Genomic DNA, 20189 nt, shown 5'->3' on the forward strand with positions numbered 1-20189 from the left:
AAGGCGCGTCCGAGGAAGTGCGCTCCTGAACAAGCTTCCAGGCCGATCAGCGAAGTCTGCATGTTCGCGGTGTACGTCAACAACTGGCGCTGCGTGAACTTCTTCTTCACGAGCACCTTGCCGGCTGCGCCGAGCGCCACAAGGTGAAAGGTCGCCTTGCCCAGGTCGATGCCAACTGAATGTATCTGCATAGCAATGATCCTCCTTGTCAGAAGCTGCTTCTACGATCCTCCCGCTCACGCAGGAGAATCAAGCGGCGGACCATCTCATTAGTCGGTTTGTCGGTAACAACTCTCAAATGTCGAGAAGCGCGGCTGTCGGAAGCTGTCCGACGGAATCTCTGCAAACCTTGCTCGATGAGGGCTTGCGCAGTTATCCCCAAGGGAGGTTTTGGATCGGATCCCCCAGATCAACACAAGCCTGCTTCTCGGGGAAAAGGCCGCCAGCCATAACTGCCTTGAATCCGCGAGCATCGCCACGCAAAGTGTGATCTAATCTGCTGACATTCGTTGCCAATTGAAAGGAGTTCACATGCCCACCATCACAACCAAAGACGGCGTTGAGATCTTTTACAAGGACTGGGGCTCCGGACAACCGATCGTGTTCAGCCATGGCTGGCCTCTGTCGTCCGATGACTGGGACAACCAGATGCTGTTTTTTCTGAAGCAGGGATATCGCGTGATCGCGCATGACCGCCGTGGGCATGGGCGTTCGACGCAGGTTGCCGATGGTCACGATATGGACCATTACGCGGATGACCTGGCGGCCCTCACGGCCCATCTGGATTTGAAGAATGCGATTCATGTGGGGCATTCGACGGGTGGCGGCGAGGTGGTGCATTACCTTGCTCGTCGAGGGCAGCAGGAGGTGTACAAGGCTGCCATCATCAGCGCGGTACCGCCCTTGATGATGAAGACGGATGCGAATCCCGAGGGGCTGCCGAAGTCGGTGTTTGACGATCTGCAGGCGCAGCTCGCCGCGAACCGCTCGAAGTTCTATCGCGACCTGCCCGAGGGGCCTTTCTATGGCTTCAACCGGCCGGGGGTAAAGCCCGTGGAAGCGACCATCGCGAACTGGTGGCGGCAGGGGATGATGGGCGGAGCGAAGGCGCACTACGACGGCGTTGTGGCGTTTTCGCAGACCGACTTTACGGAAGACCTGAAGAAGATCACGATTCCGGTTCTGGTCATGCATAGCGAGGACGATCAGATTGTTCCCTACGTCGCGGCGGGGCCGAAGTCGGCGGCGCTGCTCAAGAATGGGACGCTGATTACCTATAAGGATTTCCCGCATGGCATGCCGACAACGCAGGCGGAGAAGATCAACGCCGATCTGCTGGCATTTCTGAAGAGCTGAAGAGCTGAAGAGGTGGCTTCCGAGATGTTGCGCAATGCCGCGTCGGAACGTGCGCCAGCGTTAGCCGCGGCCAGTTCCGAGAGAGAGCACGTGACATGGCGGGTCGAAAAACTTACACTCACTGCGTGAGAATAAAGACCCTGTTTGCAGCTCTCTTTGCAGCTATTCTGGCGACCGCGCTCGCCTCGACTGTCTTCGCGCAGGACGCCAACCCGTTTCTTGGCCGTTGGGACATGACGGTTACGCCCGCCGACGGCCAGCCTTATCCGCAATGGATGGAGCTTACCGAGGACGGCGGCAGGATGGAAGGCCGCGTCCAGCCGAGGGGCGGCGCATGGCATCCGATCGCAGGCGCGCACGTGGAGTCGGGCAAGCTGATCGTGGACGTTGCGGAGGAGGGCCACGGTGCGGGATCTGGCTCGGAGATTAGCTGGGTGCTGACCTCGCCCAGCGTAGGCAGGCTGACTGGCGTTGAGACGCATGGCGATGTGACCGGACCGGCGCTGGTTGGCGTGAAGGCTCCTTTGCTCGATCGGCCCATGCCGAAGCATTGGACCAAGCCCCGGCCACTGTTCGACGGCAAGAATCTCAAGGGTTGGGAGCCGATCGAGAACGTCGAGAACAACAAGTGGGTGGCGCGCGATGGCGAGTTGGTGAATGACAATCCCGAGGTGCCCGGTCAGAAGATGCGCCCGGCGGCGAACATCATGACCACGGAGAAGTTTCAGGACTTCAAGCTGCATATCGAAGTGAACTGTCCGGAGGGCGGCAACAGCGGCATCTATCTGCGCGGCCGCTATGAGTTGCAGGTGGGCACCGAGGGCGGCAAGCTCCCGTCGCATGAGATGGGCGCGATCTATAGCTGGTACCCGCCGCCTGCGGGCGCGAAAAATGATCTTGGAAGATGGACGACCTTCGACGTCACCCTGGTCGGCAGGCATGTGACGGTCTTGCGCGATGGCAAGATGTACCACGACAACGTCGAGCTTCCGGGACCGACCGGAGGCGCGCTCGACAGCAACGAGGCCGAGCCGGGACCGTTCTATCTGCAGGGCGACCACCACGGCGTCATCCAGTACCGCAACATCACAATCTCCGTTCCGAAAAAGTAAGTCGGGTCCTGAAGATGAAGATGTAGAGAGGCGAAATACAGGGGTCTCTCCGCTGCGGCTTCACCTTCGGCCGAGATGACCCGCGTTTGGCTCCCCACGGGTCAGGGCTTTGAAGATGCCGCGGATGGACTCGCATCCGCATCCGCATCGTCTTCCTCGACGTCCATGCGGTCGATCAGGCCATTTGAAATGGTGTAAATGTGCCGTACTTCCTTATCCAAAAGTACCTCGCCTTGGAGGTTCTTGACGACTTGGTGAACCCTGACTTCGGTTCTGCCTCGCGCGTCGTCGTTGACTTCTATCGGCTCTACGTGAGGATCGACTTCCTTCCACTGCCGAGTCCAGTACGAACGGATCTCTTCTTTCCCAACCGCGCGGCCACCTTCAACGACCCTGGGCCAGCTGACACTCTCACTCATCCACGTCAGGACACCGTCAATGTCCCTGCGGTTGAAGCCAGCGTAAACCCGGGCTATCAATGTCTCGTTGTCTGCCATCGTCTCTTCACCGTTCTTTCTGTGTGCCTCGTGCGTCTGACGGGATGATAAATTGTGCGGCTGTTCTTAGCGCTGCTGCGCCGTCCTTGTGCAGCAGGCTAATGCAGGTGCTTCAGCTTGTCGGGATTTCGCATGACATAAATCGCCGCGACCTTTCCGTCTTCGATCTCGAGCGCTGTGGTCTGCAGTTCGCCATCGGCTTCGAGCGTGATGAAGCCGGGCAATCCGTTGATGAATGCCGCACGAATGAACTTCGTCTTCTGGAGCAATGGCGCGAGACGCTCGAAGAGATTCATCACGGCATCGAAGCCGAGGATGGGATTCAAGGCAGCGGGACGTTTGCCGCCGCCGTCTGCATGCACGCTGACATCGGTCGCCAGCATCGCGGCAATCGCCTTCATGTCGCCGCTTCGCGCAGCGCTGGAAAATGCTTCGGCGAGCGCAAGGCCGCGCTTTTTTTCGATCTCGAAACGAGGGCGTTCGTTGCGCACATGTTCTCTCGCGCGGGAGGCGAGCTGACGGCAGGCCGCCGGATCGCGCCGGATCGTCGCCGCAACCTCCTCGAAGCTCAGGCCGAAGACGTCGTGCAGCAGAAAGACGGCGCGCTCCAGCGGAGAGAGGCGTTCGAGCGCGAGCATCAGTGGCAGGGTGACGTCTTCGACCTCTTCCTCTTCGACCACAGGATCGGGAAGCCATTGGCCGATGTAGGTCTCGCGCTGGCGGCGCGCCGATTTCAGCTGGTCGAGACAGAGGCGCGTGACGGTGCGGCGCAGGAAGGCCTCGGGCTCGAGGATCTCGGTGCGCTCGGTGTTCATCCAGCGGATAAAGGCGTCCTGCACACTGTCCTCGGCGTCCTGCACGGAGCCGAGCATGCGGTAGGCGACGCGGGTGAGCTTTGGACGCAACGGCTCGAAAGTTGCCGCCGCGTCCTCGAAGGAAGTGTTGCCGATCAAGCGGCGGCCGCCTTGCTCGCGGCTATGCCAGCCGCCTTGATCGCTGCCGGATCGGCCCAGCCGCCGAAGCCGACGGCGATGCGGTTCCAGCCGTTGATGATGTTGATGAGCAGGGTGAGCTTGACCTGCTCCTCTTCGGTGAAGTGAGCCTTGAGGGCATCGTAGGCGCTCTCGTGGTTATGACCTTCGGAGAGCCGTGTGAGCGCCTCGGTCCAGCCAAGCGCCGCACGTTCGCGCTCGCTGTAGCAGGGGGCCTCGCGCCACGCCGGCAACAGGTAGAGGCGCTGCTCGGTCTCTCCGTTTTCGCGAGCGAACACGGTGTGCATATTGAGGCAGTTGGCGCAGCCGTTGATCTGGGAGGCGCGAATCTTGACGAGTTCGCTGAGGCTCGGCTCGAGGCTGGAGGCGATGGCGATGGAGGTGGCGTGCCACTCCTTCATCAGTGCGGGGGCGGCGGCGAGTGGGTTAAGTCTGGGGGTCATGTGCAATCTCCTTTGGGTTACTACCACCATGACGAGACAGGAGCGGCCAATGTGACATGCAAGGCAGGAGGAAGAGAGATCGGCGCTAATTTTTTTCGTACTCAGGCAAGCGTTGCCGGTTTGCACGCCGCACTCTCATCCTGGATCCGCGATATGACGAACGACCAGTAAAGCAGCTGAGGTCGATAGATCGGCTCGTTGTGGGTAAGGCCCGGGACGACAAAGACTTCACACTTTGAGTTGCAGGCCCTCTCGAGATCGCGTGCCATCTGAGGAGGAAACAAACGATCCGCTTCTCCGTGAACAACCAGTACGGGAATTTTACAGGTCCTCAGCGAATCGGCGTTGGTCCATATCGCAGGAAGCAGCCGGGTAAAAAGGCTTGGCACACCCACACTCGCGGCCGCTTCGCGTAGAGAGGTGTAGGCCGCACAAAGGATCAACTTCGTCGGTTCGACACGAGACGCGATCGCAGTGGCCACGCCGCTTCCCAGGGAATATCCCAGGATCGAAATCGGGACAGGCCCTGCAAGCTCTCGAAGAAATTCAAATGCGACGAGAGCATCGGCTTCGCAGTTGCCTGGAGTGATCCATCCAGTGCTCCTGCCGTAGCCCGAGTAGTTGAAGACCAGGGAGGCCACACCGTTCTGTGCCAGCAGTCTCTGTGTTGCATCCCAATGCTCCACCGTCTCCCCGATACCGTGGCAGACCAGCACCGCCGCGGTGGCCGGGGTCTCGATCGGTGTAGCGAACCGTGCGTCGAGAGTATTCGCGCCGCTCCTTAGAGTCTGCGCGGTCATCATCACTTGTGAATCGCTGAGAGCAGGCGTGAGTTCCAATCGGCCAAAACACCGATCGCGCAGGATGAGGAAGCGGCTGATCGCCGTGATGGCAAGCGTGAACGTCCAGTTCTGCAGGCGAGCCATGAGGTTGAGTTACCTCTCCTGGTGGAAGAGTACAACGAGCGGTAGCGGGTGCGGGTGCGAGTGAGGGTGCCCCAGGTCTCGATTCTGAGACCTGGGTTCCCACCATACCCCTCGAACAAGCAGTGAGAAGAGCCCTCCACCGCCTCACCGGAGCCTTCGCCATCGGCGTCCTCTCCGCCAACGAGCCCAACAACCTCGTCGCCGCCCGCTGTAGCGTCTTCGGGTATTCGCCTCTGGCTGCACAACCTGCTCCGGCAAAAATCCTGCGGTGTGGCCGACGCTCTAAAATATCCCCATGACGCCGGAGCAGACCACCAACGCCAGCAGTCTCGAGAGCGCGACCGCGGTGTTTCTCGGCTCGCGTTCGCGATTGTTCGGCATCGCGTATCGCATGCTGGGCACGGTGGCCGAGGCCGAAGACGTGGTGCAGGAGACGTGGCTGCGATGGCAGACGGCCGATCGGTCAGCCGTGCTCGAACCCGTGGCCTACCTGGTCACGGTGGCGACCCGGCTCGCGATCAACGTTGCCCAGTCGGCACATTCGCGGCGCGAGACCTACATCGGGCCATGGCTTCCGGAGCCGGTCGATACCAGCGCCGATCCGACGCTTGGGGCCGAACGCGGAGAGGCGCTCGAACTCGCCGTCCTGCTGCTGCTCGAGAAGCTGCGGCCTGCGGAGCGCGCTGCGTACGTGCTGCGGGAGGCCTTCGAGTACACGCACCGCCAGATCGCCACCGTGCTCGACATGACCGAGAGCAACGTTCGCCAGATCGTGACGCGCGCGCGCAAGCACATCGCGGACGAACGCAAGGTCCCCGCCAGAAGGGCCGAGCAGGAACGGCTGCTGCGTGCGTTTCTCACCGCGGCCCGGCAGGGAGAACTGGCTGCGCTCGAAGAGCTTCTCGGCGCCGATGCGGTCTCCACCTCGGACGGCGGCGGCGTGGTGCGGGCGGCGCTGGTGCCGATCCAGGGCCGGGCAAAGGTGGCAAAGTTCATCGCATCGTTTGCCTCGCATTGGTGGGTGGGCGCGACGATCACGTGGGTCGAGGCGAACGGAGGCGTCGCCGCGCTGGTCTCCCGCGATGGCCACGCGTATGGGCTGGTCTCCGTCGATGCTTCAGGGGCGGAGATCGGGCAGGTGATGTGGGTGCTGAATCCGGCCAAGCTGGCTTCGATCTCCGCCGCAACCGCAACCACAACCGAGACCACGATGGGGCCGACGGCTTCGCTCTAAGGAACTTCTGATTAAGTCCTGTTTTGTTAAGGGCACGCCTTCAGCCGCGCCGCAAGTTAAGTTCAGTTTTGTTAAGGGCACGGCTTCAGCCGTGCCGCAAGTGGTTTCTCTGCAATGCGGCTTTAGCCGCTGAGGGAATGCTCGGAGACTTAATCAGACCTTCTCTAAGGAACCTCTGATCAAGTCCTGTTTTGAAAGGACGCGGCTTCAGCCGCGTCGTAAGTCTTAATCAGAGAATCCCTGGGGTGATATCGACCTGTCCGTCGGAATGAATTGTTGATTCAACCTCGACGATGAGCCCTACGGGAACCCCCCGCACAAAAGCACGTCATCTCAAGGGGAGCGAAGCGGGGAGCCTCCGTGTATTTCGCCGTTGCCCGCCGCCCGCTACTTGCCGATGCAGAACGTACTGAAGATCAGCCGCAGAATATCGTCGTTCGTCGTAGCCCCGGTCAGCCCATCGAGCGCCTCGAGCGCCTCATAAAGATCGAGCAGGACCATCTCGTGAGGAATCGCCGCAGACACCGCCTCGCGTGCCCGGCCAAGCCCCATCAGGCTCCCCGACACCGCCTGCTGCTGGCGAAGATTCGTCAGCAGCGCCGTCTCACCGCCAGGAGCGCCCGTGCTGACCAGCCCCACAATAGCGCGGCGAACCGCGGCGATGCCCTCCCCGGTCAGCGCAGAGGTCTGAATCACAGGATGCCGCATCTCCGCCAGCGACACTCCCGGCGCAAGGTCGTGCTTGTTGCACGCAATCAGCAGAGGCCGCGTCGTGTGCGCCGCAATCGCGGCCTCGTCTTCAGCATGCAGCGGCGCGGTCGCGTCGAGCACCAGCAGCACGATATCGGCCTCCGCCATCGCCTCGCGCGACTTCGCAATGCCGATGGTCTCGGCCTCGTCCGTCGCATCGCGCAGCCCCGCCGTATCCACCAGCTCCAGCGGTATGCCTTCGAGCGATACCCGCTCCGTCACCAGGTCGCGCGTCGTCCCCGGAGCCGCCGTTACAATTGCGCGGTCGCGTTCAATCAGCCGGTTGAAGAGCGACGACTTGCCCGCGTTGGGCCTGCCCACAATCGCGAGCGTAAATCCGTCGCGCACAATGCGGCCATAGCCGAAGGTCTCGTTCAGCGCCGCCAGCGGAGCCTCGATCGCCGCAATCTGCGCGTCGATCTCCGACGCAGGCATCACGTCGATGTCGTCCTCGGCAAAGTCGATCCCCGCCTCGAGCGTCGCAATCAAGTGCACCAGCTTCGCCTTGACCGGAGCGATCTGCCGCGACAGCGCACCGCCCAGTTGCTGCGCCGCGACCCGGGCCTGATGCAGCGTGGTCGATTCGATCAGGTCGTGCACCGCTTCGGCCTGCGTCAGGTCGAAACGCCCCGCCAGAAACGCACGCTGCGTAAACTCTCCCGGCTCGGCCAGCCGCGCGCCGTTGGCGAGGCACGCCCGCAGAAGATAGTCGAGCAGCACCGGCGAGCCATGCGCCGCAATCTCCACGATGTCCTCGGCGGTGTAAGAGCGAGGCCCGGCAAAAAAAGTCACCACCGCCTCGTCAAGTACGTCGCCCTCTTCGCCGTCTCTCTTCTCGACGTCGACAATCTCCGCGAACCGCGCCTGCCCCGGCGCAAGCGGATGGCGCAGTCGCAGCAGCGGCTCTGCAATCGCCCGCGCCCTCGGCCCCGAGAGCCGCACGATGCCGATGCCGCCGCGTCCCGGCGGAGTCGAGATCGCCGCAATGGTGTCGCTGGTCGGATCGGTGTCGTTGGTCGGGTCGCTCATGCTGATTTTAATTCTCGCTCCTTTATGCCCTTCTCAGTATCAGGCCCCCAACGCAGATCCTCTCGACCCGGCGAGCGCACGTGCTTGCCGGGGTGGCAAGGCCCCTTGTATCTTTTCGCCCGAAGACCCCAAACACCGGGTCCTGGTGCCCCATGTCCCGATTCCGGGACGTGGGTTTACGAAGCGCCGCCACCCCAAACCCAACCGCAATCCTGGAGCGAAACGCCGCCCCAAGACCGTTTTTGCCCCGAAATGAACCAAAAACCGCACAAAACCGGCAAAAACCTAAAAAAACCTGTGGAAACCGAAGAAATCCGGTTGACAAACCTCTCGGAAAAGCCGAAGGTGAATTGCGGTACGGTTCTCCGCACCCGCATGAACATTGAGGAACACGCATTCGGCAACGGATGTTTTCTCCGTCAATCTTCACGCAGGCAAGGCGAGCGGGCCCAGAGATTTTCTATTTCGAACGTACGAAAGAAGGAGCATTACATGGCAAAGGGAATGACCAAGACAGCACTCGTTCGCCACATGGCGGAGAAGCTCGAGATCACCAACAAGCAGGCCGCAGCCGGCCTCGAGCTGCTGGCTGAGACCGCAGTCAAAGAGACCAAGAAGAACGGCGAGTTCACCATTCCCGGCATCGGCAAGCTGGTGAAGGCAGAGCGCAAGGCCCGCCTCGGCCGCAACCCCCAGACCGGCGAAACCATCAAGATCAAGGCCAAGACCGTGGTCAAGTTCCGCGTCGCCAAGGTCGCCAAGGACACCATCGCTCCGCCCAAGAAGTAACCAGGGCCGCAGCACCTGCACTCAAACCGATCAGCCCGTTGTGTCTCTGCCGCCGCAAGGCAGCGCACAACGGGCAATCGTTTTTATAACGATTCCCTCTAATTCCTCCTACCTATCCCCTCTAGGGAACCTCTGATCAAGTCCGGTTTTGTTAAGGGCACGGCTTCAGCCGTGCCGCAAGTGGTTTGTCTGCAATGCGGCTTCAGCCGCTGAGGGAATGCTCGGAGACTTAATCAGACCTTCCCTAAGGAGAAAGCTTCCTTTGTTGTCATTCCCGAAGGGAATCCGCGTCTCTTCCGGACTTGCAAGCCCACACCGGAGGCGAACAAAGCCGAGTGCCCCATGTCCCGATTCTGGGACGTGGGTTTAGCGTCAATCACCCGCCCACAACGCTCTTGTCCCACCGTCGGGCCGTGGTCTCATTCACCGCGCGAACCGGGTTGGCCGACACCGCCGGGCTCGCCTCGAGGTACCTGCGCCACTCCTCGGACTCGGCCGCCCGCTTGATCAGCGCATTCCTCCGCCGCAGCATCCCGATCAGGTGCCGCCGCGCGATCTTCTCCTTGATCTTGCTCATCATGCCCGACGCGGAAAAGCGGATCTCGTCCCGCATCCGCGTCCCGTCGTCCATCACGGCAAAGTGGTGCTCATGTTCGAACCGCCGAAACCATCCCTCGGTCATCACCTCGCGAAAGAAGCTGAAGGGCCGCCATCCCTCGACCTTGCTGGTATGCGTCAGCCACCTTCCAAAGTGCCTTCCCCGCCACTCCACCCACTCGCCCTCGCCGATCAGGCCCGTCGTCACGCCGCCAATGGCCGACTCCTGCGTCTGTGCCGCCGATGCCAGATGAAGGTCGATGCTCGTCGCAAGTTTGAAGCACCGTTCCATCGGCGCGTCCATCCAGGTTGTCACTCGAATTGTTTCCATAGCTCAGCCAGCCCGTACTCTACGTTGGTTAGACCGCTCGGTGTCCAAAAGGCAATCCCGCTTCCAGGGGACCTCTGATTAAGTCTTCGTATTGAAAGGGCGTCCCTTCGGCCACGCCGCAAATCGCTGCTCTGTCATGGGGCTTTAGCCCCCGAGGGATGGTTCAGGAACTTAATCAGACCTCCTCTAGGCCAGCAGCAATACTTTGCCGATACCGCCCTTCTCCGCCGCCGCCTGGCCTGCGCCCGCTTCGTTCAACGGAACCATCCGGTCAATCGGAATCACAAACCGTTTGGCCGCAACATCTTCTGCCAGCGCCCGCAGCGTGGCCGCGTCAGGAACCGCCATAACCGGCGTCACCTGCACCGTCGGATGCATCTTCGCATTCGCCGGCGGCCCCAGCACCGAGCCGAAGACGCCGCCCTGCTTCACCTTGCCCAGCAGCATCTCTGCCGTCTTGCCGCCTACAGTATCCGCTACCGCGTCCACAAAACCCAGCTTCTCCATCGCGGAGGTATCGTCCAAGGCAATCACCTCGTCCGCGCCAAGCTCCTGGGCCTCCTTCAACTGTCTCTTCTTTACTCCCGCAATCACGGTGGCTCCCGCCTTCTTCGCCGTCCACACCGCGCTTCGGCCCACGCTGCCCACCGCGCCTGAAATGAGAATCGTCTGTCCCTTCTGAATCGCGGTTCCGCGCGTCACCAGCTGCTCCCCGGTCAGCGTCACCAGCGGCAGCGCCGCAGCCTCCACCACGTCCAGCCCGTCGGGGACCTTGGCCGCATCCTGCGCCTTCACCACCACCAGCTCCGCATAGCTTCGCTTGCCCAGCGCGATCACCTTGTCGCCCGGCTCAAAGCCTTCCACCCCCGGCCCCACCTCGCGCACCACCCCGGCGATATCTCTCCCCAGAATCCCGGGAAACGTCACCGGAAAGTGGTCCTTGGCCACGCCGCTGCGCATCTTGTAGTCGATCGGATTGACGCTGGTCGCCGACAACCGCACCAGCAGCTCCCCCTCGCCCGCCACCGGATCGGCCACGTCCTCATACTTCAGCACTTCCGGGCCGCCGTACTCATGCAGAACAACTGCCTTCATCGCATCACCTCATCCCAGATGAGATGCCTAACCCGGCAGCCACGGCCTTCACGGCACCGCTCTTATTCGTACTTCAGACGCAAAAAACAGCAACCAGGCAAGCCACTGCCCCAGGAAGTTTTGCCCTATTGTTGTCATTCCCGAAGGGAATCCGCGTCTCTTCCCGGCTTGCATGACTCCACCCGCAGGAGAACCGCTCTAAGGAGCCTCTGATCAAGTCCGGTTTTGTTAAGGGCACGGCTTTCAGCCGTGCCGCAAGCGGTTTGTCTGCAATGCGGCTTTAGCCGCTGAGGGAATGCTCGGAGACTTAATCAGACCTTCCCTAAGCTTTACGAACCGTCATCACCCCACCAACATGCCGCCCAGCCTCAAGCCTGCCCACCCGGCAGATACTGCTTCCACTCCTCGCTCTCGGCCACCCGCTTCAGCAGCTCCAGCCGGTGCCGCAGCAGGCTCGCGATATAAGGTGTCACGACGAACCGCCCCACCGGCCGCGTCACCATCCCCAGCGGCAGCGAAAACCGGATCTTGTCGTTCAACAGCGTCCGCCCGCCGATCTCGGTAAAGGTATGGTCGTGCTGATACCGCTTGAACCGCCCCCGCAACATCGTGTCCTGAAAAAAGTTAGGCCGTTCGTACCGGGAGATCAGGCTCTCGTGCCGCTGCGGCATGCAGAAGACCCACCCCTTCCACGTCAGCCGGTCGCCCTCCTCCACCAGCCCGCCCGGCCTGCTCGACTGCCCGGCCACCAGCCGCATCTTCAGCGACTGCCGCACCAGCTCCAGGCTGGTCGACAGCAGAAAGCACCGCTCCAGGGGAGCGTTGACGTGAATCCTGTCACTGACAACAAACATGCCGATCACGCCTCCTGAGAGAAAGTACCCAGCTCGCCTGATCCCACGCTCGACGCGACGAAGCCCAACAGGTTGAGTTAAAACGAAGCTCTCGCAACTCAATCGTTAGATGCGCCGGTTTTAGGATCAGTACCGCACTATCTCACGGAACCATTACAGGACGGCGACAGCATCACCGTAATTGATGCCCCACATCAATTTCAAAAAGCACCCCAACCGCCGGGTGCCCCACGTCTCGATTCTGAGACGTGGGTTTACGAAGCGCCACCAAACCCCAACTCCAACCTACAACCCCACGCCCTGCCCCTTCACCAACGCAACCGCTCTCTCCACAAACGCCGGGTGCCGGGTGCGGGTGCCCCACGTCTCGATTCTGAGACGTGGGTTTACGAAGCGCCACCAACTCCACCCCCCCACTACAGCGCCATGCCCTGCCCCTTCACCAGCGCAACCGCTCTCTCCACAAACGCCTCCAGCGACACGCTGCCCTCATCGCCCTTGCCCCGCGTCCTCACGCTCACGCTCTCGCTCGCCGCTTCCTTATCGCCCATCACCAACACGAACGGAACCTTCTGCATCGCGAAGTCGCGGATCTTCGCCTTCATTGGATCGTTGCGCTCATCCAGCTCCACCCGCAGCCCGGCAGCTTCGAGCCTCGCCTTCACCGCGCGCGCATACTCCATGTGCTTGTCCGACGAGATCGGCACCAGCCCCACCTGCACCGGAGCCAGCCACATCGGAAACGCGCCTGCATAGTGCTCGATCAGCACACCAAAAAATCTCTCGACGCTTCCGAACAAAGCACGATGCACCATCACCGGCTGATGCAGCTCGCCGTCCTCGCCCTTGTACGCGAGGTCGAACCGAGCAGGCAGATTCCAATCGAACTGCACCGTCGAGAGCTGCCACATCCGCCCCAACACATCCACCAGCTTGATATCGATCTTCGGCCCATAGAACGCCGCCTCGCCCGGAATCACCTTGTACGGTATGCCCTTCGCGTCCAGCACCTTCGTCAGCGAGCCCACCGCGCCGTCCCACCGCTCCGCGCTGCCGATAAACTTCTTGTCCGCCGGGTCCCACGTCGAAAGCTCCACCTTGAACTCTTCAAATCCAAACGTCTTCAGCACCGACTCGGCAAAGTCGATGCAGCCCGCAATCTCGCCCTCGATCTGCTCCGGCGTGCAGAAGATGTGCGCATCGTCCTGCGTAAAGCCGCGCACGCGCAGCAGCCCATGCATCGTGCCCGACCGCTCATACCGATAAACGTTCCCCAGCTCCGCATACCGCGCAGGCAGATCGCGATAGCTCTTCGGCGAATTCTTATAAATCAAAATATGGCCGGGGCAGTTCATCGGCTTCAGCCTGTACTCGGCGTCGTCCAACTCCATCGCCGGATACATATTCTCGCCATAGTTCTCTTCATGCCCGCTGATCTTCCACATCTCGCGCCGCATGATGTGCGGCGTATAAACCAATTCGTAACCGCGACGGATACATTCATCGCGCATCCAGTCTTCCATCGTCTTGCGGATCAGACCGCCCTTGGGATGCCAGAAGATCAGCCCCGATCCAGCGACTTCCTGAATGGAATAAAGATCGAGCTGCCTGCCCAGCACGCGATGGTCACGCGCCTTGATCTCCTCCAACCGCTTGAAGTACGCGTCCAGATCCTTCGCATTAAAAAACGCCGTGCCATAGATGCGCTGCAACTGCTGGTTCTTCTCATCCCCCAGCCAGTACGCGCCCGCAACGCTCATCACCTTGAACGCCTTCACCCGCCCCGTCGAAGGCACATGCGGCCCACGGCAGAAGTCGGTGAACTCGCCATTGCGATAAAGCGAAATCTCTTCGCCCGGCTGCGTAAACCGCTCGATGAAGTGGACCTTCATAAACTCGCCCTGCGCGGCGTAGTCGGTCAACCCCTTCTCGCGCGGCTCCTCCTCGCGCACGAACTTCTCGTCCCGCGCCACCACCTCGGCCATGCGCTTCTCAATCGCCGCTAAATCCTCATCGCTGAAAGGCGTCTCGCGATAGACGTCATAAAAGAACCCGGCATCGGTCGCCGGTCCATGCCCCAGCTTGGTCTCGGGAAACAGCTCAAGGATCGCCGTAGCCATCACATGCGCCGCCGAGTGTCGCACCACCTTCAGCGCGGCCTCATCATTCTCCTTCAGCAGCTCCAGCGCCACGTCCTCGGTCAGTGGAGCCGACAAATCCACCAGCCGCTCCCCTGATTCCGAAGCCCCATACATAGAAGCCTCCGACCCCTCCTCCAAGACCGGGTGCCCCACGTCTCGATTCTGAGACGTGGGTTTCCGCAGAGGCTTAACCCGCGCCACCACCACCGCGGCTGCCAGCCGCGGCGAAATCCCCATCGCCACATCAAAAGGAGTCGTACCGCGCGGAACCTCGCGCACAGAACCATCAGGAAGTTGAATCGAAATCGTCTCGTTGCTCACCCTTCCAGCATATCCGTTCCACCGCCGACTTTCGAGCAGCCTTTCAACCATCCGGCTTACGCGAGCCTGCGCCGCACCACGCCGACCAGGCCAAGCAGCCCGGTTCCCATCAGCACAAGGCTCTCCGGCTCCGGCGTCTGTGCAACCGGCATCGAGGCGATCTCCAGCTTGCCGCTGCGAAGCTCTTCGATCTGCCCGCTGTCCCCAATCGCAATGGACTCGTGCGCGCCGGAGAAATCGTCGCAGCCGCCATTCACACCCTGATAGCACAGGTAGTCAGTGCCGGTGCCGAACCTGGGGCTCTGAAACAACAGGAGGTCTTCGTTCGCGTTGTCGAAGTTGAAGAAGAGTCCCGAAGCGGTCGCCGTCAGGCTCGCGCCGGCAACGTTGAGCTCAGAATCGGTCGACGCCAGGTTCAGCATGGAACTTCCATCGCTCACCTCGATGTTGTAGCCGGTGATGTTGCTGCGGGTCAGGATTCCGGAGTCCGTATTCGTGGTGATCGATCCCGTCACGGTGAAGCCGGTGAAATTGTCATCCAGGTTGTAAGTAAAGTCATCGGCACGGGCCAGAAGCGGAAACAGCAAAAGTACCGTGGCAGCCGTCACAAGAGTGCGTAAACGCATAGGGGAGTTCCTTTCGAAATCAAAACCCGTAGAAGGCTGAGAGTGATGAAGGCACGTTTCGTTCCAACCAGGTCCGTCCAAAATTCCCCATAACCGCTGATACGTCCGCAGTAACAATGCAGATTAATGCACAGAAAGAAGAAAATTCTGCCACGGCCCGACTGCCCGGCCACAACGCTGCCCCCGCGCGCGGTACGCCGGGTGCCCCACGTCTCGATTCTGAGACGTGGGTTTCCGAAGCCCCACAACCCGCTGCAAAACCTGCGTCATCTCGACGGAAGGCGAATTCGGAGTGGAGTCCCCTCTTTTTTCTCTCCCCGCGGTACGCCCGGGTGCCCACGTCTCGATTCTGAGACGTGGGTTTCCGAAGCCCCACTAACCTGCCTTAAATGAGAAGCCAACCCAGTCCCCATCGCCTAAAATAGCTTTCATGTCCTACCTCTCCGCGGTCGACCACCTCTACGCTCTCGGCCACGAACTCGCGCCCACCCTGTCGCCCACAGGCATGCCCGCCCCGCGCCGCAAGTTCGACCTCGCCCACATGCGCGCCCTCATGGCCGCGCTTGGCGACCCGCAGACCACCTTCCCCTCCGTCCTCATCGCCGGAACCAACGGCAAAGGCTCCACCGCCTCGACCCTCGCCAGCATCCTCACCGCCGCCGGCTACCGCACCGCCCTCTACACCTCGCCCCACCTCATCCGCGTCAACGAGCGCATCCAGATCGACGGCCACCAGATCTCCGGCGAAGACTTCGCTCGCCTCTACTTCCAGGTCGACGACGCCGCCAACCGCCTCGTCTTCGAAGGCACGCTGCCCCACCACCCCAGCTTCTTCGAAGTCCTCACCGCGCTCGCCTTCCTCTACTTCGCTGGCCAACCAACCCATAACGTCGGGTGCCCCACGTCTGGATCTTCAGACGTGGGTTTAGCAAGCAGCAATCATGCCCGGGTGCCCCATCCTTCGCAGCCTCACCGCGAAGGGTGGGAATCAAGTACCTCCCCAGTCGACATCGCCGTCCTCGAAGTAGGCCTCGGCGGCCGCCTCGACGCCACCAACATCGTAGACCCACTCCTCTCCATCATCACCGACATCGCCCTCGACCATCAGGACTACCTCGGCGACACCATCGCCGCCATCACCCGCGAAAAGGCAGGCATCCTCCGCCTCAACGGCACCCTCGTCACCCTGCCCCAGCACCCCGAGGCCAACCAGGCCATCGGCGAAGCCGCCGCCACCCTCAACCTCACCGCCATCAGCGCCGCCCCATACATCCCCCCCACCAGAGTTCCCGCAGCAACAAACGCGGGTGCCCCACGTCTCGATTCTGAGACGTGGGTTTACGAAGCCCCACAAACCCTCGCCCGCAACCACTACACCCTCACCCTCGACAACCAGACCCTCGAAGTCGACTCCCCCCTCCACGGCCAGCATCAACAACGCAACATCGCCCTGGCCATCGCGGCCGCAATCGCATTACGCAACCAAACAGGTTACAAATCAAACCCTGCAAGCAACCAAACCAGTTACAAAATCACAAACGCCAATATTGAAGCAGGAATCCGCAACACTAGCTGGCCCGGACGCCTCGAACTCATCCCGGCCCCCACCCCAGGCCATGCTCCCCTGCTGCTCGATGTAGCCCACAACCCAGCCGGTGCGTGGACCCTCCGCGCCGCCATCGCCGAGCTTCCTTCCGCGCAGCCCCGCACCCTCATCTTCAGCTGTCTCCGCGACAAGTCGCTCAAAGAAATGTCGCAGATCCTGCTCCCCCTCTTCGACTCCACCAGCGGCGACCCCGACCGCGCCCACGACCACATCATCCTCGCGCCCATCGACAACCCCCGCGCCGCCTTGCTCACCGACCTGCTCGCCGCCGCCCACGCCATGGACATCCCCGCGCACGCCGCGCCGCACATCCCCGCCGCCCTCGCCGAGGCCCGTGCCAAAACCCCGCCCAACGGCATCATCATCGCCACCGGCTCCATCTACCTCGTCGGCGAGATCCGCAACCTGGCCTTGACCATCCCTCAGGACAGAGCATGACCCCAGACCAACCCCCTGTCATTCTGAGTGGAGGCGCAGCCGAAGCCAAGAACCCCCGCATCTCGCCCGAAGCGCCCCAGACGCCCCGGATCTCGCCCGAGGAGCCGGGTGCCCCACGTCTCGATTCTGAGACGTGGGCTTACGAAGCGCCACAAATCCCGCCAGCCGAACCCCGGCCACAGAGCCGCATCCTCCCCTGGCTCACCTACCTCCTCTTCCTCCCGCTGATCGCCCTCGCCACCACCGCCTTCGGCTGCGTCTCGCTCATCGCCGGCCTGTGGGACAAATCCGGCAGCCAGCAGCACGCCATCGCCCACGCCTGGGCCCGGGTGCTGCTCCTCATCAGCCTCTCCCCCGTCACCCTCATCGGAGCGGAAAAGCTCCATGAGCACGAGACCGCCGTCTACGCCTCCAACCACCTCAGCTACTTCGACACCCCGGTCCTCTTCGCCAAGCTTCCCTTCCAGTTCCGCATCCTCGCCAAGCAGGCGCTGTGGAAGATCCCCTTCATCGGCTGGTACTTGCACCGCTCGGGCCAGGTCCCGGTCGACGCCAAAAGCGCCCGCTCCGCCATCGCCAGCCTCAGCCGCGGCGTCGCCACGCTCAAAGCCGGTCTCCCCCTCGTCCTCTTCCCCGAAGGAGGCCGCGCCGCCAGCGGCGAGACTCAAGCCTTCGTCTCCGGCGCAGCTTACATGGCGATCAAGGCGCAGCTCCCCCTCATCCCGCTCACCCTGGTCGGAACCTACGAGCTGCTCCCCATCCACACCTATCATCTGCGCCCGCGCCCTCTGGCCATCATCGTAGGCGACCCCATCCCCACCACCGGCCTCACCACCCGCGACGCCGACGCCCTCACCCAGCGCCTCCGCGACGTCATCACCGCCACCTACATGCAGCACCATAAAGACAGCGAATAGGGAACAAGGCTCAGGAAACAGGGAATCGCCAACAGATCTTCCTTTGTTTGTCATTCCGCAGCGTCTTCTTTGTTTGTCATTCCGCGTTATCTTCCTTTGTTTGTCATTCCCGAAGGGAATCTGCGTTTCGCTCGAATCACCAAAACTCCATTTGAAGGAAAGCCACTTAGGAACCTCTGATTAAGTCCGGTTTTGTTAAGGGCACGGCTTCAGCCGTGCCGCAAGTGGTTTGTCTGCAATGCGGCTTTAGCCGCTGAGGGAATGCTCGAAGACTTAATCAGACCTTCCTTAAGCCATTCTCTTGCAAAGAGGCTCTTCCTCTGAGGAAATCATTGGAGACTTATTCAGACTTTCCTTAAGTCTTCTCTGCAGAATCTCCCGCTATAAGACGGTGACGCTATGATGGCGTCATGGAAATCACCAATGCGCAGAAAGATGTTCGCGAGACGTTCATGGGAGGCTTTGCTGGTCAGCTCGTCTCGGCCGTGTTGTGGTGTGTGTCTGCTGTCGCCTGCACATGGCACTCACTCCGGCTTGGAGAGTGGATCCTCATTCTGGGTGGGTTCTTAATCTTTCCTCTGACCCAACTGGTGCTCCGTAGCATGGGCCGCGCCTACGCCTTGCCCAAGGGACACCCCATGAACGCACTGGGGATACAGGTCGCGTTCACTCTGCCGTTGACGCTGCCGCTGGTGATCGGCATTGGAGCACTTCACCCCGCATGGTTCTATCCAGCGTTAATGATTGTCCTCGGGGCTCACTATCTTCCCTTCATCTTCATGTACGGCATGTGGCAATTTGGTGTTCTCTCCGCAACGCTGATAGCGAGTGGCGTTGCAATCGCTATGTACCTGCCCACCCCTGTCAGCCTTGGTGCCTGGCTCACCGCGGTTCTTCTCGTTGCATTCGCGTTTGTCGGTCGCCGCGTTGCGTTCTCGGATATTTCCGCTGCCCGAAACCCTCCTGCCTCGGCGACATCGGTGTAGATCGTTGTTGAGCCCCAGGACGTATGTAAAATCTCCAGCTTATGAAGCGGTCCCGTAAAATCCGCACCGCACGCCGAGCAAAGCGCGGACCGCTGATGAGTCTCTGCGCCGCACTCGTCGCCGTCGTGGTTCTTATTCCCCCGAACAAACTCAGCTCACAGACAGCCGAACCGCTGCCGACAAAGCTTCAGCGGCACTACCAACCCGGCGAGACCATCGCCTACAAGATGCAGGGCGTCAACCAAAGTCCGGAGCGCACCATTCGCTACGAGGCATACGTAACCGGAACGGTTACAAAAAATCCCGCCTCCAAAGTCTTCGTAGAAGACCTCAGATGGAGCAGCCTCGATGTAGACGGCAGACCCTTTCCTCTGTCTCCCGCAGGCCAACAGTTTAGAGAAGCCCTATCTCTCGCGCCGGACTACAAGCTCTCCATCCCCGACCTCAGCAAAGTCCAGCCCATACTGATCGGCCCCATCACCGACCTGCTGACCTTCTACGCCGACGTCCAGCTTGTCATGCGGCAAAGCAATCTCACCCAGCCCGGAGATCACGTCTACGTCAAACATGGTCTTCCAAACTCGTGGGCCGATGGCACCTACACGCTCGTCGGGCAGGACTCTATCGACTTCGATCTGACGCTGCTTTCCATCAATCCCTCGGCCCACATCGCTACCGTGATCGTCCGGCATGTGCCTCCGGCGCAACCTCAAATAGAACTTCCCGCTCCGTGGATGCTCGATCCGGTAGGCGACGCTCATAACAACTGGGTTCAGGTTCAGAAGGTCTCAGACAGTAAACCGGACGGTAAAGGTAAATATGCTGCCGCAATCGGTCAGGAGTCCTTCGAGGCCAATATCCAGCTCGACGTGCCCACAGGCCGAATCGTCTCGGCCACATTGGACAATCCCGTCGATGTTCTCGAACGCAGTTGCGACGATGCGGCCCTCACCGTCTGCGCCGCTCCAAGGCGCTATCGCATTCGACGCCAGATCAAGCTCATGGCCGAACCCTACCCCAGGGACGGCAAGTGATTTTGACTTCTCAGAATCTGTTTAAAAACTCTTTAATCAAGCAATCTGTAATCAAACTTGTCATCCTTCGCCGCAGGCGGAGGACCTGCTTTTGCGGTTGTCCTTGCTTTTGCCT

18 protein-coding genes and 1 pseudogene are annotated in these 20189 nt (G+C 61.1%); 8 read left to right on the forward strand and 11 right to left on the reverse strand.

Annotation, left to right across the window (positions count from 1 at the left end; genetic code table 11):
* Positions 1-191, reverse strand: a pseudogene (locus VMU57_RS10445) (IS110 family transposase); the annotation flags it as partial.
* Positions 192-531: 340 nt separating this feature from the next.
* On the opposite strand from VMU57_RS10445, the gene VMU57_RS10450 reads away from it, so the two are divergent.
* Together VMU57_RS10450 and VMU57_RS10455 are read left to right on the forward strand one after the other, a co-directional pair.
* The gene (locus VMU57_RS10450) at positions 532-1356 is read left to right on the forward strand and encodes an alpha/beta hydrolase (protein ID WP_325383136.1); all 825 of its coding nucleotides are present in this window, start codon (positions 532-534) and stop codon (positions 1354-1356) included.
* A gap of 125 nt (positions 1357-1481) precedes the next feature.
* Entirely contained in the window at positions 1482-2468 is a 987-nt protein-coding gene (locus VMU57_RS10455) for a DUF1080 domain-containing protein (RefSeq protein WP_325383138.1), read from the forward strand.
* A gap of 101 nt (positions 2469-2569) precedes the next feature.
* Here VMU57_RS10455 and VMU57_RS10460 read toward each other — a convergent pair whose 3' ends face one another.
* The 4 genes from VMU57_RS10460 to VMU57_RS10475 all read right to left on the reverse strand — a co-directional run bounded on the left by VMU57_RS10460 (position 2570) and on the right by VMU57_RS10475 (position 5326).
* On the reverse strand, positions 2570-2965 hold the full coding sequence (locus VMU57_RS10460; protein WP_325383140.1) for a nuclear transport factor 2 family protein: 396 nt from the start codon (positions 2963-2965) through the stop codon (positions 2570-2572).
* A 98-nt stretch (positions 2966-3063) separates the two neighbouring features.
* The gene (locus VMU57_RS10465; RefSeq protein WP_325383142.1) at positions 3064-3918 is read right to left on the reverse strand and encodes a sigma-70 family RNA polymerase sigma factor; all 855 of its coding nucleotides are present in this window, start codon (positions 3916-3918) and stop codon (positions 3064-3066) included.
* Positions 3915-4400: a carboxymuconolactone decarboxylase family protein gene (locus tag VMU57_RS10470; protein ID WP_325383144.1), complete on the reverse strand. Its 486-nt coding sequence runs from the start codon at positions 4398-4400 to the stop codon at positions 3915-3917. The genes VMU57_RS10465 and VMU57_RS10470 overlap by 4 nt, the downstream gene beginning before the upstream one ends.
* A 101-nt stretch (positions 4401-4501) precedes the next feature.
* On the reverse strand, positions 4502-5326 hold the full coding sequence (locus VMU57_RS10475; RefSeq protein ID WP_325383146.1) for an alpha/beta hydrolase: 825 nt from the start codon (positions 5324-5326) through the stop codon (positions 4502-4504).
* A 295-nt stretch (positions 5327-5621) separates the two neighbouring features.
* Between VMU57_RS10475 and VMU57_RS10480 the strand changes: the two genes are divergently transcribed.
* Positions 5622-6560 carry an RNA polymerase sigma-70 factor gene (locus tag VMU57_RS10480; RefSeq protein ID WP_325383148.1) on the forward strand — a complete coding sequence of 313 codons (939 nt, stop codon included), beginning with the start codon at positions 5622-5624 and terminating at the stop codon, positions 6558-6560.
* 387 nt (positions 6561-6947) lie between these two features.
* Here the strand turns inward: VMU57_RS10480 and mnmE are convergent, their stop codons facing one another.
* Positions 6948-8339 (reverse strand): tRNA uridine-5-carboxymethylaminomethyl(34) synthesis GTPase MnmE, encoded by a 1392-nt coding sequence (gene mnmE, locus VMU57_RS10485; protein ID WP_325383150.1) that lies wholly within the window; start codon positions 8337-8339, stop codon positions 6948-6950.
* A gap of 492 nt (positions 8340-8831) precedes the next feature.
* Here mnmE and VMU57_RS10490 point away from each other — a divergent pair, with 492 nt between their 5' ends.
* Positions 8832-9128, forward strand: coding sequence for an HU family DNA-binding protein (locus tag VMU57_RS10490; RefSeq protein ID WP_026336550.1), 297 nt, complete (start codon positions 8832-8834; stop codon positions 9126-9128).
* Positions 9129-9504: 376 nt separating this feature from the next.
* Here the strand turns inward: VMU57_RS10490 and VMU57_RS10495 are convergent, their stop codons facing one another.
* From VMU57_RS10495 to VMU57_RS10515, 5 genes are all read right to left on the reverse strand, one after another.
* Positions 9505-10041 carry a cell division protein gene (locus tag VMU57_RS10495; RefSeq protein ID WP_325383155.1) on the reverse strand — a complete coding sequence of 179 codons (537 nt, stop codon included), beginning with the start codon at positions 10039-10041 and terminating at the stop codon, positions 9505-9507.
* Positions 10042-10242: 201 nt separating this feature from the next.
* A complete protein-coding gene (locus VMU57_RS10500) occupies positions 10243-11151 on the reverse strand; it encodes an NADP-dependent oxidoreductase (RefSeq protein ID WP_325383157.1) in 909 nt (302 codons plus the stop codon).
* 368 nt (positions 11152-11519) lie between these two features.
* On the reverse strand, positions 11520-12005 hold the full coding sequence (locus VMU57_RS10505) for an SRPBCC family protein (RefSeq protein ID WP_325383159.1): 486 nt from the start codon (positions 12003-12005) through the stop codon (positions 11520-11522).
* 416 nt (positions 12006-12421) lie between these two features.
* Positions 12422-14518: a threonine--tRNA ligase gene (thrS, locus tag VMU57_RS10510; protein WP_325383161.1), complete on the reverse strand. Its 2097-nt coding sequence runs from the start codon at positions 14516-14518 to the stop codon at positions 12422-12424.
* Positions 14519-14523: 5 nt separating this feature from the next.
* A complete protein-coding gene (locus VMU57_RS10515) occupies positions 14524-15093 on the reverse strand; it encodes a PEP-CTERM sorting domain-containing protein (RefSeq protein ID WP_325383163.1) in 570 nt (189 codons plus the stop codon).
* Positions 15094-15523: 430 nt separating this feature from the next.
* On the opposite strand from VMU57_RS10515, the gene VMU57_RS10520 reads away from it, so the two are divergent.
* From VMU57_RS10520 to VMU57_RS10535, 4 genes are all read left to right on the forward strand, one after another.
* Positions 15524-17137: a bifunctional folylpolyglutamate synthase/dihydrofolate synthase gene (locus VMU57_RS10520; protein ID WP_325383165.1), complete on the forward strand. Its 1614-nt coding sequence runs from the start codon at positions 15524-15526 to the stop codon at positions 17135-17137.
* Positions 17134-18054 carry a lysophospholipid acyltransferase family protein gene (locus tag VMU57_RS10525; protein WP_325383167.1) on the forward strand — a complete coding sequence of 307 codons (921 nt, stop codon included), beginning with the start codon at positions 17134-17136 and terminating at the stop codon, positions 18052-18054. The genes VMU57_RS10520 and VMU57_RS10525 overlap by 4 nt, the downstream gene beginning before the upstream one ends.
* A 410-nt stretch (positions 18055-18464) precedes the next feature.
* Positions 18465-19040, forward strand: coding sequence for a DUF7010 family protein (locus VMU57_RS10530; protein WP_325383169.1), 576 nt, complete (start codon positions 18465-18467; stop codon positions 19038-19040).
* 41 nt (positions 19041-19081) lie between these two features.
* A complete protein-coding gene (locus tag VMU57_RS10535; RefSeq protein WP_325383171.1) occupies positions 19082-20074 on the forward strand; it encodes a hypothetical protein in 993 nt (330 codons plus the stop codon).
* The last annotated feature ends 115 nt before the right edge of the window (positions 20075-20189 follow it).

Source organism: Edaphobacter sp. (genome assembly GCF_035532915.1).
Taxonomy (GTDB): domain Bacteria; phylum Acidobacteriota; class Terriglobia; order Terriglobales; family Acidobacteriaceae; genus Edaphobacter.